15 protein-coding genes are annotated in these 16,899 nt (G+C 68.1%); 3 read left to right on the top strand and 12 right to left on the bottom strand.

Going from position 1 to position 16,899, the window contains the following annotated elements:
* Positions 1-64 precede the first annotated feature (64 nt).
* Positions 65-715 carry a hypothetical protein gene (locus tag E7742_RS22455; RefSeq protein ID WP_137800966.1) on the top strand — a complete coding sequence of 217 codons (651 nt, stop codon included), beginning with the start codon at positions 65-67 and terminating at the stop codon, positions 713-715.
* Between the two features lie 5 nt (positions 716-720).
* Here the strand turns inward: E7742_RS22455 and E7742_RS22450 are convergent, their stop codons facing one another.
* Both E7742_RS22450 and E7742_RS22445 read right to left on the bottom strand, forming a co-directional pair.
* Positions 721-2,502 (bottom strand): ABC transporter ATP-binding protein, encoded by a 1,782-nt coding sequence (locus E7742_RS22450; RefSeq protein WP_137800965.1) that lies wholly within the window; start codon positions 2,500-2,502, stop codon positions 721-723.
* Positions 2,499-4,196 carry an ABC transporter ATP-binding protein gene (locus tag E7742_RS22445; protein ID WP_137800964.1) on the bottom strand — a complete coding sequence of 566 codons (1,698 nt, stop codon included), beginning with the start codon at positions 4,194-4,196 and terminating at the stop codon, positions 2,499-2,501. Before E7742_RS22445 ends, E7742_RS22450 begins: the two co-directional genes overlap by 4 nt.
* Before the next feature lie 138 nt (positions 4,197-4,334).
* On the opposite strand from E7742_RS22445, the gene E7742_RS23325 reads away from it, so the two are divergent.
* Together E7742_RS23325 and E7742_RS22440 are read left to right on the top strand one after the other, a co-directional pair.
* Positions 4,335-4,508: a hypothetical protein gene (locus E7742_RS23325; protein ID WP_175420559.1), complete on the top strand. Its 174-nt coding sequence runs from the start codon at positions 4,335-4,337 to the stop codon at positions 4,506-4,508.
* Between the two features lie 55 nt (positions 4,509-4,563).
* Positions 4,564-6,108 carry an alpha,alpha-trehalose-phosphate synthase (UDP-forming) gene (locus E7742_RS22440; RefSeq protein ID WP_137800963.1) on the top strand — a complete coding sequence of 515 codons (1,545 nt, stop codon included), beginning with the start codon at positions 4,564-4,566 and terminating at the stop codon, positions 6,106-6,108.
* Positions 6,109-6,133: 25 nt separating this feature from the next.
* Here E7742_RS22440 and E7742_RS22435 read toward each other — a convergent pair whose 3' ends face one another.
* Genes E7742_RS22435 through E7742_RS22390 form a run of 10 tightly spaced genes read right to left on the bottom strand, consistent with a single transcriptional unit; the run spans position 6,134 to position 16,347 of the window.
* Positions 6,134-6,700 (bottom strand): h domain protein, encoded by a 567-nt coding sequence (locus E7742_RS22435; RefSeq protein ID WP_137800962.1) that lies wholly within the window; start codon positions 6,698-6,700, stop codon positions 6,134-6,136.
* 32 nt (positions 6,701-6,732) lie between these two features.
* A complete protein-coding gene (locus E7742_RS23320; RefSeq protein WP_175420558.1) occupies positions 6,733-7,560 on the bottom strand; it encodes a hypothetical protein in 828 nt (275 codons plus the stop codon).
* Positions 7,527-8,942 carry an MCE family protein gene (locus E7742_RS22425; protein WP_137800961.1) on the bottom strand — a complete coding sequence of 472 codons (1,416 nt, stop codon included), beginning with the start codon at positions 8,940-8,942 and terminating at the stop codon, positions 7,527-7,529. Before E7742_RS22425 ends, E7742_RS23320 begins: the two co-directional genes overlap by 34 nt.
* Positions 8,939-10,156: an MCE family protein gene (locus E7742_RS22420; protein WP_137800960.1), complete on the bottom strand. Its 1,218-nt coding sequence runs from the start codon at positions 10,154-10,156 to the stop codon at positions 8,939-8,941. Before E7742_RS22420 ends, E7742_RS22425 begins: the two co-directional genes overlap by 4 nt.
* Positions 10,153-11,448, bottom strand: coding sequence for an MCE family protein (locus E7742_RS22415; RefSeq protein ID WP_137800959.1), 1,296 nt, complete (start codon positions 11,446-11,448; stop codon positions 10,153-10,155). Before E7742_RS22415 ends, E7742_RS22420 begins: the two co-directional genes overlap by 4 nt.
* Complete coding sequence (locus E7742_RS22410; RefSeq protein ID WP_137800958.1) at positions 11,445-12,497, bottom strand: MCE family protein; 1,053 nt, start codon at positions 12,495-12,497, stop codon at positions 11,445-11,447. Before E7742_RS22410 ends, E7742_RS22415 begins: the two co-directional genes overlap by 4 nt.
* On the bottom strand, positions 12,484-13,518 hold the full coding sequence (locus E7742_RS22405; RefSeq protein WP_137800957.1) for an MCE family protein: 1,035 nt from the start codon (positions 13,516-13,518) through the stop codon (positions 12,484-12,486). The genes E7742_RS22410 and E7742_RS22405 overlap by 14 nt, the downstream gene beginning before the upstream one ends.
* The gene (locus E7742_RS22400) at positions 13,518-14,699 is read right to left on the bottom strand and encodes an MCE family protein (protein ID WP_137800956.1); all 1,182 of its coding nucleotides are present in this window, start codon (positions 14,697-14,699) and stop codon (positions 13,518-13,520) included. Before E7742_RS22400 ends, E7742_RS22405 begins: the two co-directional genes overlap by 1 nt.
* Before the next feature lie 12 nt (positions 14,700-14,711).
* Positions 14,712-15,563: an MlaE family ABC transporter permease gene (locus E7742_RS22395; RefSeq protein WP_137800955.1), complete on the bottom strand. Its 852-nt coding sequence runs from the start codon at positions 15,561-15,563 to the stop codon at positions 14,712-14,714.
* 19 nt (positions 15,564-15,582) lie between these two features.
* Entirely contained in the window at positions 15,583-16,347 is a 765-nt protein-coding gene (locus tag E7742_RS22390; RefSeq protein WP_137800954.1) for an MlaE family ABC transporter permease, read from the bottom strand.
* Positions 16,348-16,899 lie beyond the last annotated feature (552 nt).

Raw genomic sequence — 16,899 nt, 5'->3', positions numbered from 1 at the left:
ACTGGTCAAACCTAACAGCCGGTATGTACTGCGGCGACCACCGCGATGGTCGACAATCGTCGACGTGACCGGCCCAGACGAATCGCCCGCGCAGTTCGGGACTCGACCGCCCGATCCCAAAGTCCGCCCCACCGACCGGTCGAATGAGCGGACCGAACCTGTGCGACTACTCGCCGGGCACCTGGTCCTGTGGACCTCTGTCCTGATCGCAGTTCGGTTGCCGACCCACTCGGCGCTGGCACTCGGAAAGGTCGCGCTGTCCACGCAGATCGCGGTGATGTCGGTGGGACTGGCCGTCGCAGTTCTCGTGGCAGCTCGCAGCGGCGCGAGGGCCTTGGTCGGCGCCGCGTTGGTGTTGGCGGTCCCGGCGGTCAGAACGCTGGTCATGTACGCATTGGAGGCCACCGCCGGAACGCTCGGCTACTACCGAGTCAGAGCAATCATCCTGGCGTTGATCGCCACCGGCGTCACCCTCGCGACTGCCGGGTGGCTGGTCGCGCGGCGCCGACACCTGGAATGCCTGTGGGCGCTCCCGGTCGCCGCGCTCCTCTCCCTGGTGACGTACCTGCTCGTCGATTCCGATTCACTGGCTGCCTCGCTCGGCTGGAGCAGGGTCCTGAACTCCCTCGGCTGGACCGTCTACGTGGTTCCGGCGGTCGTCTCGGCCTGGGCTGCAGTCGCGCTCGATCGCCGGTTCGGCCGCCGGGCCGGTTAGACGAATCATGCTCGTAGCGAACCGCTCCGGTCGCCTGCGCCTTCCCATGCCGCCCACAACTGGGCATACCGGCCCCCGGCGGCGACCAGATCCGCGGGAGCTCCCTGCTCGACGATCCGGCCGTGCTCGAGCACCACGACCCGATCCGCCGACGCGGCCTGCGTGAGCCGGTGCGCGACGACGAGGGTCGTCCGCCCACGCGTCGCGGCCTCGGCGGCCCGCTCGAGTTCGCGGGCACCGGCACTTCCGGCCTCCGCGGTCGCCTCGTCGAGAATCGCGACCGGCGGGTCGGCCAGGACGAGCCGGGCGAGGGCGAGTTCCTGCGCCTGCGCCGCCGTCAGCGGGTGTCCGCCCTCGCCGACGACGGTGGCCAACCCGTCCTCGAGCGCTGTCACCCACGACAGTGCGCCCACGGCGGTGAGCGCCGCGGTGACGTCGTCGGCCGTCGCATCCGGCCGGGCCAGCCGCAGATCCTCGATCAGCGGTGCGGCGAACACGTGGACCTCCTGGCTGACGATGGCGACGTGGCGGCGCACCCGCTCCCGCCCGAGGTCGTCGAGCGGGACACCGCCGAGGCGGACGGTCCCCGACGTCGGCGGCAGCGAGCCGGCCGCGAGCGCCGCGAGCGTCGACTTGCCGGCCCCGGTGGAGCCGACCAACGCCACCCGTTCACCCGGCTCGATCCGCAGGCTCACTCCGTGCAGTACCTCGTGCCCGCCGTCGTAACTGTGCCGCACGTCGACGAGTTCGAGGGAGGCGTCGGCGGGTTCGGGACCCGCCCCGGCGCCGCCGGTCTCGGGGATCCCGACGACACCGAGGAGCCGCGCGAGACTGGCTCCCGCCGACTGCACCTCGTCGAAGGTGTAGAGCAGCGCACCGATCGGGTTGAACAAACGGTGGAACAGCAGGGCGGCCGCGGTCGTCTCACCGACCGTGACGGCGTCCGCCTTCACGAGCGCGAACCCCACGGCGAGTATCACTGCCAGACCGACGAATTCGGCCCGGTTGCCGCGACCGGCGAACCGGGTGAACAGACCGAAGACCCCGACCGAGAGATCGCGCGCGTCCGCCGATGCACGATCGATGTCGGCGAGGTGCCGCTCCTCGAGCCCGTAGGCGCGGACGGTGCGCGCCCCCTGCATGCTGCCGATCAGCGCCTGCGAGCGCCGCCCCATCGCGACGCGCTCGTCGGCGTACAGCGGACCGGACCGCGGCAGGTACCACTTCAGCGCGAGCGCGTACATCGGCAGTGCGACCATCCCGGCCAGCCCGAGACGCCAGTCGATCCCCACCATCGCGGCCATCGACAGCACCACGAGCAGGAGCGCCGAGATCAGACTGGGAACGACGTCGGAGACCGCCTTGCCGATCACCGAGACGTCGTCACCGACGCGGGACAGCAGATCGCCCTTGCCCACGCGTTCGAGCGTGGTGTCGGGCAGGCGGAGTGCCCGCGCGACGACCCGCTCGCGCAGGTCCGCGAGGGTGCCCTCGCCCAGCCGCGCGACCAGGTAGGAGCCGACGCCGGTGAGCGTTCCCGCGACGATCGCGGCGACGGTGATGACCGCGACGACACCGACGATCGTGGAGACCGGGGCACCGTCGCGTACTCGGTCGACCAGCACCCCGAACACGTACACGGGAACCACCGTGGCCGCGGCCGCGACCAGACCGACGACCAGCGTCAGGACGGTGAGCCCCCGGTACCGGGCCAGTTCGCCGCCGAGCCAACGCCAGCTCTCGGACGCCGGCGCGACCGGAAGCAGCTCCTGCTCCTGGGCGCTCATCGCAGGACCGCCTTCCGGTAGTGCTCGTCACGCGTGGCCAGTTCCGCGTGTGTGCCCTCGGCCACCACCCGGCCGCCGTCGAGAACCAGCACGCGGTCGGTGACCGACAACAGTGCGGGACTTCCGGTGACGAGGACGGTCGACTGCGCACGGGTGTCGCGGTGCCGCGCCGCCGCGATGCCCTCGGCGATCGCGTGTTCGGTGACGGCGTCCACCGCGGTGGTCGGATCGTGCAGGACCAGCACCGGCGGCGCCGCGGCCAACGCCCGCGCCAGCGCGACGCGCTGACGTTGCCCGCCCGACAGGCTGGCGCCCCGGTCGGTGACCTCGTGCGCGAGGCCCGCCGGATGGACGGCGACGACGTCCGCCGCCGCCGAAGCCTCCAGCACGCGTTGCACGGCGCCCTGATCGGCGCCGGGCGCACCGGCGGTGACGTTGGAGTGGACGGTGCCGGCGAACAGGTCGGTGTGGTGCGGCTCGGCCAGCAGCGTGCGCCGCGCGTGGACGAGGCCGAGCTCGGCCAGCGCGACACCACCGACCCGAACCTCGCCCTCGTACCGGTCGGGTGGCACCTGCCCGGACAGCACCTCGGCGAGCGCCTCGGCGTCCTCCGGCCGGTAGGCGACGACGCCGACCAGTTCGCCGGGCGCCACCGCGAGCGTGACGCCGGCGAGGGACCGATAGGTCACCGCGCGCACCTCGACGTCGCCGCGGCCGGACGGCGCCACCGTCCCCTCCGGCAACAGCGGCTCCGCGTCCAGCACCAGTGCGAGCCGGTCGGCCGAGGCTCGCGCGGTCGCGTAGAAGCCGGGCATCCGCGCCAGCATGCCGAGCGGTTCCACGATGAACTGCGACAGGCCGACGACTGTGATGAGCTCGCCCACCGAGATGCGGCCGTCGAGCGCGAACCATCCCGCGACCCCGGCGACGGACACCGCGAGCAGAGCGCTCACGGTCATCGACACCCCGACGAACACGCCGGTCGCCTTCGCTGCCCGCAGTGTTGCGGCCAGCGCGTCACGGCTGACCCGGCGGTAGCGGTCCGCCGCGGTCGCCTCCGCGCCGATGCCTCGTAGCGGCCGCAACCCGCTCACCAGGTCCGTGGCCGTGCCGGTGGCGCGCGCGGTGGTCTCCTGCTGCGCCGTCGCCCGGCGGGTGATGAGCGGCGCCGCGAGCTGGAGCAGGCCGAGCATGACCGGTGTCCCGAGCAGGACCGCGAGTCCGAGCGGAACGTCCACCCACAACAGGGCGACCGCGGAGGCGATCATCGCCGTCAGCGCGGCCGCGACCCGCGGCACCACGTCGAGGATCCACGCCTCCTTGTCCGCGTCCGAGGTGGAGATCGTGAGCAGTTCGCCGGCGCGCAGGTCCGTGCGGACGCCGCGGGGGTCGAGGATGCGTCCGGCGACCTCCACGCGCAGCCGGTGCGCCTCCTGCTGGAGTGCGGCCACGATGAACCGGGCACCCATCCGCCACGCCGAGGTCAGCACCACGAACAGCAGCGCGAGCGCCGCGAGCCACACGACCAGTGCGGTGACGTCGCCGGTCTCGATGGCCCGGTCGACGATCACCCCGATCGCGATCGGCACCGCCGTCTCGGCGACCTGGTGCACGCTCACCAGAACGGTGCCCGCGATCAGACGGGCGCGGTTGCGGGCAAGCGTCCTCCGCAGCACCGCGACACCACCGGTCATCGATCCCTCCAGCCCTCGGTCCCAGTAGAGTGAGCACACCCTAACTGGGCGGTGACTGGCGCGGGCCGGGGCGGTTCTCATAGAGTCGCACTCAGGAACTACCTGCGGAGAAATCGCAGCAAGCCCGGAAGGAACAAGATGGCCGCGAAGACGACCACCGAGAACGACATCGCGGACGAGGACCTCGAGCCCGTAGCCGACGAGACCGCCCGGCAGGCCCAGCGCGTCGTCGCTGCTTACGCCGCCGACGCCGACGAATGCCGGATGCTGCTCTCGATGCTCGGCATCGGCCCGAATCCCAAGCTCGACTGATCCTCGCCCCACCCGGCACGACAGAGAGCACAACGACGAGAAGGAGTACGACTCCGTGACTGCGCCCTCGGAACCATCGACGAATTCCGAGGGGGCCGCACTCGCGGGGTCCGGCGACCGCGGCGAACCGGAGGGCACCGGCTCCCAGTTCGTCGTCGTCGCCAACCGTCTCCCGGTGGATCTGGAGAAGTTGCCCGACGGCTCCACCCGCTGGAAGCGCAGCCCCGGCGGGCTCGTCACCGCGCTCGAACCGATCCTGCGCAACAACAAGGGCGCGTGGGTGGGATGGCCCGGGGTGCCCGACGTGGAGCTCGACCCCATCGTCGAGGACGGCCTCGACCTCTACCCCGTGCCACTGAGCTCGCAGGAGGTCGCCGACTACTACGAGGGCTTCTCCAACGCCACCCTGTGGCCGCTGTACCACGACGTCATCGTCAAGCCCGAGTACCGCCGCGAGTGGTGGAACGCCTACGTCGAGGTCAACCGCCGGTTCGCCGAGGCCACCTCGAAGGCCGCGGCCGAGGGCGCCGTCGTCTGGATCCAGGACTACCAGCTGCAGCTGGTGCCGAAGATGCTGCGGATGCTGCGCCCCGACCTCACCATCGGGTTCTTCCTGCACATCCCGTTCCCGCCGGTCGAACTGTTCATGCAGATGCCGTGGCGGCGCGAGATCGTCGAGGGTCTCCTCGGCGCCGATCTCATCGGCTTCCACCTACCCGGCGGCGCGCAGAACTTCATGTTCCTGGCCCGCCGCCTGGCCGGCCAGCAGACCTCCCGTGGCACGGTCGGGGTGCGGTCCAAGCTCGGCATCGTGCAGGTCGGCTTCCGCACCGTGCGGGTGGGCGCCTTTCCCATCTCCATCGACTCCGGTCAGCTCGACGAGTTGTCGCGCCGCAGGTCGATCCGCGAGCGCGCCAAGCAGATTCGCGAGGAGCTGGGCAACCCCGAACACATCATGCTCGGCGTCGACCGCCTGGATTACACCAAGGGCATCGACGTCCGACTCGACGCCCTGTACGAGCTTCTCCAGGAGGGCCGGGTCGATCCGGCCGACACCGTCATGGTGCAGTTGGCGACCCCGAGCCGGGAACGCGTCGAGAGCTACGTGCAGATGCGCGGCGCGATCGAGCAGACGGTCAGCCGCATCAACGGCGAGTACGCCGAGGTGGGGCGCCCGGTGGTGCACTACATCCACCGCCCCATCGGTCGCGACGAGCTGATCGCATTCTTCGTCGCCGCGGATGTCATGTTGGTGACTCCGCTGCGCGACGGCATGAACCTGGTCGCCAAGGAGTACGTGGCGTGCCGCAGCGATCTGGGCGGCGCACTGTTGCTCAGCGAATTCACCGGTGCGGCAGCCGAACTCCGTCAGGCGTTCCTGTGCAACCCGCACGACCTCGACGACGTCAAGGACAAGATGGAGGCGGCGCTGAACCAGGACCGGGAGGACGGCCGACGCCACATGCGTGCCCTGCGCCGTCAGGTCCTCTCACACGACGTCGACCGCTGGGCCCATTCCTTCCTGGACGCGCTCCAGCAGCAGGGCGTCGCCGGCTCGGCCCTGCTGTCCGCGGAGGACGACCTCACCGAGGACGAGTAGGCCTCCCCCCGGTTCGGCCCGCCCGCTACACCGGGGTGAGCCGCCCGGTGAGCCAGCGGTCGCCCTCCTTGTGCATCTCCATCCGCACCCGGCTGCCGGTGGTCGCGGCGTCGGGCATCTCGGCGCTGGTGGTGACCTGATTGACGTACAGCAGCACCACCACGTCGTCCTTCGTGGCCGAGACGACGGAGCCCGCCTGCACGGTGGCCTCGACGGTGATCTTCTTCTCCTTGGCCCCGGGAGCGATCGTCTCCCGCACCAGCTTGTCGTAATCGCCCTTGAAGTCCCCGGTCAGCCCGTCCCCGGCCGCGGCGAGCTGCTGGTCCACCTCGTTGAAGTTGTACGACAGCATTGCCGTCGCCTGGGCGGTCGCGGCCTGCACCGCGTCGGCCCGGGCCTGTTCGGCGGCGCGGTCCTGCAGGTGTCCCCATCCCAGCCATCCGACGCCCACGACCAACGCGGCGATCAGCACCCCCGCGACGCCGGCGAGGACCGTCGTTCGCGAGGAGCGCGACGGCTGCGACACCGCAGAACTCTCCGCCGAACCGCTGTCCGGCGCAAGGGCGTTCGGCGCTTCCGGCGCGGCACTCACGTCGCGGACTCCACTCTCGACACCATTCCCCGTCACGGTACGAACTCCACCTTCGATGCGGTCAGTGTTCCGTCTTGGTCGGTGACCGTGACCCGCATCCGGAAGTCGCGCGTACCGTTCTGGCTGCCGTCGGGCGTGCTCACGTCGGCACGAGCGGCAACCAGAACCGTTGCACTGTCACCGTTGTCGTTCTCGATTCCCGATTCGACGATCTTGCCGACCGTCGTCACGTTGGCTTCCTTCACGATGCCGACGAACGGGTCCTCCCGGCCGTCGAACTCCGCTCGGAACTCACCACTCGCGCCGGCCAGGATCCGCTCCACGTCCTCCTTGGCCGTGTCCGGCTTGATGGTCGTCAGGTTGAGGATGGTCTGCCGAGCGGTGTCCTCGAAGGCGATCCGGCGGGCGTCACGATCCCCGGCCGCCGCCCGCTCGAACAGCAACCACCCCCCGAGCGCCACCAGCACCACGATCACCAGACCGGCCGCGATCGCCCCGATCATCGGCCCGCGACGACGCTTCTTCGTGGGGACGACGGGATGCCACTCTTCCCCCGCCGCCTCCCTGTCCGCCGCATCCGTGCCTGCTGTATCCGTGCCTGCTGTATCCGTGCCTGCTGCAGAGGACTGTGTCGTCCTGGTGGTCGAGGCGCCGTCGGACGCACGGACGGACCGCGGCCGGTCCGCCTCCAACGTGATCGCGCCGCCGGCACCGGTACTGGCGTCCGCCACCGGTACCGACTGCACCGCTTGCGCACCGTTGCTGCTCGCGGGGCCCGCACTGCGGCTGGCGCGCCGGCGCGTCGGCCGCGTGCGCTCGGCGGGTGTCAGCCCTGCTGACGTGTCATCATCGTCTGCCACGTCGTGTCCTCCCTCGGTGTTCCTGCCGCCAAGCCCGGCTGCGAATACAGCGCGCCGTCCGGTCCGACGTACTTACCCGTGGTGGGGTCGTAAGGACGTGCTGTCGCAGGCACGTTCGTAGTCCCCTCCGCGCTGGCCGGCGTCGTCGTGTACGAGGGTACAGACGGATCCTGCGGCGGCCCACTGGGCGGGTTGTTGCCCTCGGGAACGTATCCCGCTGCGCTGCGGCACTCCTCGGGCGACGCCGCGCGTTTGCCCGGGATCTCCATGCACGGGTAGTTGCGCGCACCGCGTACCGTCGTCGGATCGTCCTGGGCCACCTTGCAGAACAGGTCCGACGGTGTCGGCGGAACCGACTTCTCATCGGGCGCTCGCCACTGGTCGGCCGGGAGGAAGCCGGTGGTACACGGCGGTGGATCGTTCAACTGCAGTGCGAAGTTCACGATCGCGCCGTCGTCGAGCGGCCCCTTCATCGCGATCGTCAACAGCGACGACACCAGCGGCGGGTAGATCACCAGCACCTGCTCGATGCTCTTGTGATAGATCGCGGAAACCTCACCGACACTGACGAGGTTGGCGAGCAGGAGCGGCAGCGTCGGCTTCAACTCCTGGAACAGAGCGTTGGCCTCGGTTGCCGCGTCGGGTGTCTGCTCGAGCACGCTTCGGATCTGAGGATCGCTGTTGCGCAACTGGTTCGAGAACGTCACCAGATCCTTCGTCCAGGAGCGGATCGCGTCGCTCGTGACCACCTGGGTGTCGAGTAGACCCTCGGCCTGCTCGATGAGCGTCTTGGTCGCATCCGAGTTGGCGTTGGCCTCCTGAACGAACAGGCGGGCCGAATCGATGAGCCGCTGCAGGTCCGGACCGGCACCGTTGAACGCCTTGAACGATTCGTCGACGACGGTGCGCAACTGGGTGTTCGAGATGCTCTGCACCAAGGAGTTCGCCTGATCGAGCATCGCGCCCACGTCCTGCGGGACACTGGTGCGGTCCAGCGGGATCACGTCACCGTTCGCGAGGTACGGCTCGGAATCGGTGCGCGGAATCAGATCGACATACTGCTCGCCGATCGCCGAGACACTCTTGACCGCCGCGTCCAGGTCTGCCGGGATGTCGTAGCTGCTGCTGATCGACACCTTCGCATCCACACCGTCCTCGGTGAGCACGACGTCCTCGACCTTGCCGATGTTGGTTCCGCGGAACGCGACGTTCGCATTCGTGTACAGACCACCTGTCGACGGAAGCTGCACGGTCACCCGGTATTGACCCAGCCCGAACAGCGCGGGCAGCCGGACGTACTGGGTGGCCATCACCACCAGCCCGATCACGGTCAGGACCGAGAAGATCACCAACTGGATTCGGACGAACCTGGAAAGCATCATGGCGTCGGCACTCCTAGTTGCGGAAGGCCAGGAATCTGGAGCGAGGGCACGTCACCCGGCGTCGGCGGCTTGGGCTCCCGCTGGATGAGGTCGGGCTTCGTCGGCTCGGGGATCCGAAGCGGATCGTTGGCCTGGCCCGCGGTGCCCGCCAGAGTCCCCAGCGCGCCCTCGACGCCGGCCAGCGTCGGGCCCAGTCCCGTCTGGTCCATGAAGTTGGTCGTCAGGCGCTCGTTGGTCATGTCGATCATCATGTTCAGGTTCGCGTAGTCACCCTGGAACACCTGGTCCATGTGCTTCATCGTGAACGGGAAGGTGAGCATCAGCGACAGCACCTCGGTGAGGTTGTTGCCGGTCCCTGCCAATTGTTCGAGCAACGGTGACAGCGACGCCAGGTTCGCCTTGAGATCGTCACCGCTCTCGTCGATCACGCGCGTGGCGGTGTCACTGAAATTGCCCAGGGCGACAAGTGCATTCGTCAGGTTCTGTCGCTGCGCCACCAGCACCTCGAGCGCCGGCGGGATGCCGTCGAGCGCCCGGTTCAGGGTCTCGGTCTGCTGGTTGACGGTGCCGGCGAGCCGATCGATTCCCTCCATCGCGGAAACGATCTGGGTGCGCTGGTCGTCGAGGCTGCCCACGAGCTGGTCCAGTTGGGGCAGCAGATCCCGGATCGAATCCTCGCGCCCGTCGAGTGCCGCGTTGAGCTCACGGGTGACGTCGTTGATCTGCGCCAGGCCGCCGCCGTTCAGGACCACCGACAGCGACGACAGTGTCTGTTCGGTCGTGGGATACGCGCCCGCCCGATCGAGCGGGATCACGTCCCCGTCCTTCAGCGTTCCCTGCGGGGCCACCCCGGTCGGCGGCGCGAGCTCGAGATGCTGCGAACCGAGCAGGCTGGTCTGGCCGATCTTCGCCGTCGCGTTGGCGGGCAACTGCACGTCCTCGTTGAGCGACACCGTCACGAGCGCATGCCAGTCCTGGACCTCGATGCCGGTGACCGCGCCCACGGTCACGTCGTTGACCCGGACCGGCGAGTTCTGCGACATCGTGGTCACGTTCGGCATCTGGATCTGTACGGTGTACGCCCCGTCGCCCCGGCCCTCGGTGCCGGGCAGCGGAAGCGAGTTGAGTCCGTTGAACTCGCAACCGGACACCGCCAGGGTGAGCGACACCGCGACGACGGATGTCGCCACCACGCGAGTGCTCCTGCGGCTCATCGTCCACCTCCCGGGTTGAGCAGGTCACCCAGATCTCTGGGCACCTGGACCGACGGCATTGTGACGAGCGGTGCCGCGACGGTCGCCGGGGCCGTGCGGGAAGGCACCTGCCCTGCCAGGCTCGGTGGCGAGAAGGCGAGCTGGTCGGGACGAGCGCCCTGGGCGTCCGCCGGACGGGAGAGGATGCCCGGGTAGTTCGTGGTGATCGAGTTCAGCACCGGCCCGAGGAACTGTGCGCAGAGATCCGCCGATCGATCCGAATCGTTGGTCTCGAGACCCGCGATCAGGCCACAGACCATGTTGATCGGATTCCTCGCATTGCTCGCGGCCAGCACACCGTTCACGGAGCCCTGCTTCGGGGTGTAGATGTCCTTGAAGTTCGCCAACGCGTTCGGCGCGACGTGCAACACCTGCTCGAGCTGGGGACGCTTCTCGACCAATACCGCGGTCGCGTCCGCCAGCCGGCCCACCTGCTCGGTGAGCGAGGCGCGGTTCTCGGTGACGAAGCGATTCACGTCACCGATCGCGACGTCGAGATCCTGCAACGCCGTGCCGAGTTCGTCGCTGGTGTCCGCGAGCAGTGAGGACACCGATTGCAGCCGGCCACCGAACTGCACGATCTGCTGGTTGCTCGACGACAGCGCCGACACGAACACCTGCAGGTTCCGGATCGTCCCGAAGAGGTCGGTCCGTCCGTCCGACAGTGTCTTCATGGTGTCGGACAACTCGCGCAACGTGTCGCGCAACGATTCTCCGTTGCCGTCGAGGTTGTCACCCAGGGTGTCGATGAAGTTGCCGAGGGAGCCCCGGTCCGCCCCACCCTGCGGACCGAGTGCGTCGGACAGCTTGGTGAGCTCGGTCTTGATCTCGTCCCACTCGACCGGAACTGCCGTGCGCTCGAGCGGAATCTCGGCGCCGTCGGCCATGGCGTCACCACCCGTGTACACCGGCGTCAGCTGCACGAAACGGGCCGCGACGAGGCTGGGAGCGATGATGACGGCCTTGGCATCGGCGGGGATGTCCACCGACCGGTCGACGTTCATGACGACCGAGGCCCCGGTCCCGTTGGGATCGATGCTCTGAATGGAGCCGACCTTCACCCCGAGTACCCGGACGTCGTCGCCGGCGTACAGGCCCGTCGTCGACGGGAACTGCGCCGTGATGGTGGTCTTCCCGAGTCCCGGGAACAGGTAGACCACACCGGCGGCCAGGACGGCGATCACCACGACGGCGACCGCGCCGATCGTCAGCCACTTCTTACGGGTACCGGTCTTCGGCTGTTCGTCGCTCATCGGTTCGGATCCTTGAGCTCGGTGGTCAACGGCGGGAACTGGGAAAGGTCCTGCGGCACGTGCTCGGGCCACAGCAGCTGATCGATCGCCGTCTGAGCGAGCGGACTGACACTGAAGTTCGCGACGTAGGCCATGAAGAACGGACCGCTGCCGACGGCCTCACCGAGCGAACGCGCGTACGGCGCGAGCCCGTCGAGGGCCTGACCGATGTTGTCCTTGTTCCGCTGCAGGTTGCCCACGACCGAATTGAGCTTGTCCAGTGTCGGCTTCATCTGCTGTTCGTTGTCCCGGACCAGACCGGTGAGCTGCTGCGAGACCGCCGAGACATTCGTGATCAGCGCGCTGATCGCGTTGCGGCGACGATCGAGTTCGCCCAGCAGCTGGTTGCCGTCGAGGATGAGCGCGTTGATCTGGTCGCTGCGGTCCGCGAGGATCTTCGTGACGTCCTCGGCCCGGCCCAGCAGATCCTTCAGGGACTCGTCCCGGGAGTTGATGCTCTGCGACAACCGCGTGACACCGTCGAGTGCCGCACGCAGTTCCGGCGGGGTGTCCGACAGCGTCTCGGACACCGCGTTGAGCGAGTCGTTGAGCTGGTTCGTGTCGAGGTCGGCGACGGTGGAGGTGAGGTCACCGAGCGCGTCGTTGAGCGAGTACGGGGAGTTGGTGCGCTCCAACGGGATCGTGCTGCCGACGCGCAGGGTCTCGGAGCCCTCGGGCGTCACCTGCAACGACTTCCGGCCGAGAATGGTGTTGGTCTTGATGTCGGCACCCGAACTGTCCCCCAGGCGAACGCCCTCGTCCATCGAGAACGTCACGCGAACGTCGGTGCCGTCGAGGTCGATGTCGTCGACCTTGCCGACGTTGACACCCGCGACGGTGACGTAGTCGCCGGGCATCAGACCGCCGGCGTCCTCGAACAACGCTGCGTACCTGACGTTTCCGAACAGGAAGGGCAGCCGGTCGTACTGCAGACCGGCGAGCACCAGACATGCCGACACCGCGACGCCGATGATTCCGACCCGGGTGAGATTCCGTTCACGCTCCGCCATCGAAGGCACACCTCCCCGTCGTCTGAACCGGTGTGGTCGGCAGGGCCACGTGCAACTCCTGCCCGTCCGGTCCCGAGAACTTGAACTTCACGGAGCACGTATAGAACTGGAAGAACGCTCCGTACGAACCGGTGCGGATCAGTTTCCGGTACGCCTCCGGCAAACGCTCGAGCACCCAGTTGATGTCGCCCTCACCGTTCTGGAGGTTCGTCGCGAGGTCGCTCGCATGGGCGATCGTCGACTGCAGGTCGGGGCGAGCACCCTGGAGCAGCTGCGCGAGATCGTCCGTGGCGGTGGCGATCCTGGGAATCGCCTCCCCGATCGGATCCCGGTCCTGAGCGAGCCCGCTGACCAGCTGCTGCAACTGGTCGACCGTGGTGGAGAACTGATCGCCCTTGTCGTCGATCGTCTTCAGTGTCGTGTTGAGGTTCGTGATGACGTCGCCGATCAGCTTGTCCCGGTCGGCGAGCGTGGACGTGAACGAGCTGGTGCTCCCGAGAAGCGACACGAGGGTGCCACCCTGTCCTTGGAGAACATGCAGTAGCGCGCCGCTCAGGTCGTTGACCTGCTCCGCGCTGAGGCCGCGGAGCAGGGGCTTGAAGCCGCCCAGCAGCAGGTCCAGGTCCAGTGCCGGAGCGGTCCGCGAATCGGGAATCGTCGATTTCGGCTCGAGTCGCTCGGCCGATCCCTCGCCCTCGAGCAGTTCGAGGTAGCGGTCCCCGACGAGGTTCTCGTAACGGATCGTCGCCCGGGTGCTCTGGAGCAGCGGGTACTTCCGGTCCACGTCGAAGCTGACGTGGGCGAGGTTGTCGGACCCGACCTCGACCCCGTTGACGGTGCCCACCGGGACGCCGGCGATACGCACCTTCTCCCCCGACTTCAGTCCGGAGGCATTGGTGAACACCGCCCGGTAACCGTCGGTGCTGCTGAACCGAGCCTGGCTGAACACGATCGCCAGGCCGGCGAAGATCAGCACCATGACCGTGGTGAACGCGAGGAACTTGACCGTGGTTGCGCGCATCACTTCTGTCCCCCCGCCGGCGGTGTCACGCCGTAGAGCATCTGGAACAGGGTGGGCACGCTCAGAGTCGTCTCGGTCGCCGGCATGTACGGAGTGTTCGCACTGTCGGTCACCACGAACGGAGCGTTGCCGTCCCGCTCGGGGTCGAAGTCGGGCAGGCCCCAGCAGTTCGGGCCTCCCGTGGCGTTCACCTTCGGCAAGTCCCTCGGATACGTGTACGGTTCCAGGCCGGCCAGGAAGTTCGTGCTCATCGCGAAGCCGGCCTGGCCGCCGCCTTCGATCTGTTCGGCCATGGGGCGCGCCTTGTTGAGGCCGACGACCAGGCACGAGATCGCAGGTGAGTATCCCGAGAGGAGTGCCGTGGTCGGCTCGAGCAGCGACAGCGCCCTCGTCAGGTCCGCCTCGTTGTCGGTCAGGAGCTGATTGCCGGTGTCGGACAGAGCCACAGCGTTCTCCAGCGTCATGCGCAGGTTCTCTCGCTCCTCGACGACACTGCCGCTGGTGGCGGTCAGGTTGCCGAGCAGGGTCATGAGATCCGGGGTGACGTCGGCGTAGGTGTTGGTGACGGTGTCCGCCGCCGACAGGTCGTTCTTCAACTGCGGAAGGACGGGGTTGATCTTGTTCAGGTAGGCGTCGGTCTCGCCCAGCAGTTCACCGAGTTCGTTGCCGCGACCGTTGAGCGCCGACGCGATCGCGCCGAGGGTGGCGTTGAGCTTCTCGGGCTCGATCTGCTGCAGCAGCGTCGACAGGTTCTGGAACAGCGTGTTGAACTCGACGGTGACGCTTTCGGCGCCGATCACCGAGCCCGGTTGCAACGATTTCGGTGACGGGTCCGCGGGCGGAACGAAGTTGACGTACTTGGCGCCGAAGACGGTGGTCGACTTGATCTCGACGGTCGAATTCGACGGGATGAAATGCAGCTGCGACGGATCCATGTCGAGCTTCAACCGGGCCTGGCCGTTCTCCTCGTCGATCGAGGCGACCCGGCCCACCTCCACACCGCGCAGCTTGACCTTGGCGTCCGGATCCATGACCAGACCGGAACGCGCAGCCGTGACGGTCACGGGTTCGCTCCGGGTGAAGCCGCCGACGAACATCGTCAACGCCAACACGACGATCGCCACGAGACCGAACACCATGAGGGTCGCGGCGAGTTTCGTCTTCCACCTTGCTTCGGGCATTCGCTCCTCCGCCTATCCCGAGAGGTTGAAGTTGCCGGACTGGCCGTAGATGGCCAGCGAGATCAGCAGCGTCACCGTCACCACCGCGATGAGTGATGCCCGGACCGCGTTACCGACCGCCACGCCCACCCCGACCGGGCCGCCGCTCGCGTTGTAGCCGTAGTAGGTGTGGATGAGCATCACTGCCACGCCCATCACGATCGCTTGCACGAACGACCAGAGGATGTCCGTCGGTATCAGGAACGTCGAGAAGTAGTGGTCGTAGACGCCGCCCGACTGACCGTTGAGCACGACCGTCGCGAAGCGGCTGGCGACGAACGACGCGATGACCGCGAGCGAGTACAGCGGAACGATCGCGATGATGCCGGCCATGACCCGTGTCGAGACCAGGTACGGAATGGACGGGATGGCCATGGATTCGAGGGCGTCGACCTCCTCGGACACCCGCATCGCGCCGAGTTGCGCGGTCGATCCGGCTCCGATGGTGGCGGCCAGACCGATGCCGGCGATCACCGGAGCCGCGATCCGCACGTTGATGAACGCCGCGAAGAAGCCCGTGAGCGCCTCGACGCCGATGTTGCCGAGCGAACTGAAGCCCTGGACGGCGATGGTGCCGCCGGTGAACAGTGTCAGGAATCCGACGATCACCACGGTGCCGCCGATGACGGCCAGCGCGCCTGTGCCCATGCTGATCTCGGCGATCAGCCGGAGTACTTCCCTCCGGTAGTGCACCAGCGCGCGCGGCGACCACGCCAGAGCACGCCAGAAGAAGAGCGCCTGCTCACCGACCCGGTCCACCGAGCGGGAGGCGCGCGCGATACGCCTGCGTGTACGGACGAATCGCCCTGATGCCACCAGAGCCACTATTCCAACCCCCTGCCACTCACCCGGACGTCAGCTTGATGCCGATGGCGGTGACGAGCACGTTGACCACGAAGAGCGCCATGAACGAGAAGACGACGGTCTGGTTGACGGCGTCGCCGACGCTCTTGGCTCCGCCCCGCACGTTGAGTCCCAGGTAGGCCGCCATCAGACCCGCGATCATCCCGAACAGCCCGGCCTTGAGCATGGAGATCATCAGCTCACCGAATCCGGTCAGCAACGTGATGCCGTTGACGAACGACCCCGGGTTGACGTCCTGCACGTACACCGAGAACAGGAAGCCGCCGAGAATGCCGATGGTGCAAACCAGGCCGTTGAGCAGCAGGGCGACCGCCGTGGACGCGAGCACGCGGGGCACCACGAGCCGATGGATCGGGTTGATGCCGAGCACTCGCATCGCATCGATTTCCTCGCGGATCGTCCGGGCCGCGAGGTCCGCACAGATCGCGGTGGCACCGGCGCCGGCGACGATGAGCACCGTGACGATGGGACCCACCTGCGTGACGGCACCCAGCGCGGCGCCCGCTCCGCTGAGGTCGGCAGCGCCGATCTCGCGCAGAAGAATGTTGATCGTGAAACTCACCAGGACGGTGAACGGGATCGCCACCAGCACGGTCGGAACCATCGAGACCCGCGCGACGAACCACGCCTGGTCGACGAACTCGCGCCGCTGGAAGGGGCGCGAGAAGACCGCCCGGAGCGTGTCCGCGGACATCGCGAAGAACCCGCCGACGGCCCGCATCGGCACCTCGAGGAGGTCGACCACGTTTCCTCCTCCACACTCTCGTCACGGTTCGATTGCGGTGCGTGCCGACCTGGCACAGCACACCCCCCAGAACGTCAGGAACTGCGCAAACGTTCTGTGACCCAGGTCATATTAACTAGAACATGTTCACCTGTCAAAGACTTGTCGCGTGCGAGTCGCGACCCCACCCGGCCCGCTTCTCGTGCGATTGCCCCCGCGGCCCCCGGCGAGGGCGGGGAATCCCGTCCACACCGCTTCCGCCGAACGCGTGCCCGCCTCGCTCAAATCGACTCGAGCAGGCGTTTCGGGCGCCTACCGAGCGAGCATCCGGACTATCGTCCAGAATGTACGAGCGGCTCGCCACCTACGTGGCGCCGTGGTCGGCCCGGAACTTCGGAGGGCCCCCGCCACCCCCGGGACGGCGACTCGACACCCCCGCCGAACGTCATCAACTGGAACGCGTTCTAGACACCAGTACAGCAGGCGCGCCGCCGCGTCCGGGCGAGACAGCCGGCCGTCCACCCCCGGGCGGCACGCCGCTCGTCGACTCATCTTGGTCGGGATTCGTCCTGC

This window comes from Rhodococcus sp. SGAir0479, from assembly GCF_005484805.1.
Classification (GTDB): domain Bacteria; phylum Actinomycetota; class Actinomycetes; order Mycobacteriales; family Mycobacteriaceae; genus Prescottella.
Note: the sequence above shows the minus strand (reverse complement) of the source record. Positions and strands in the feature narration are given on the sequence as shown.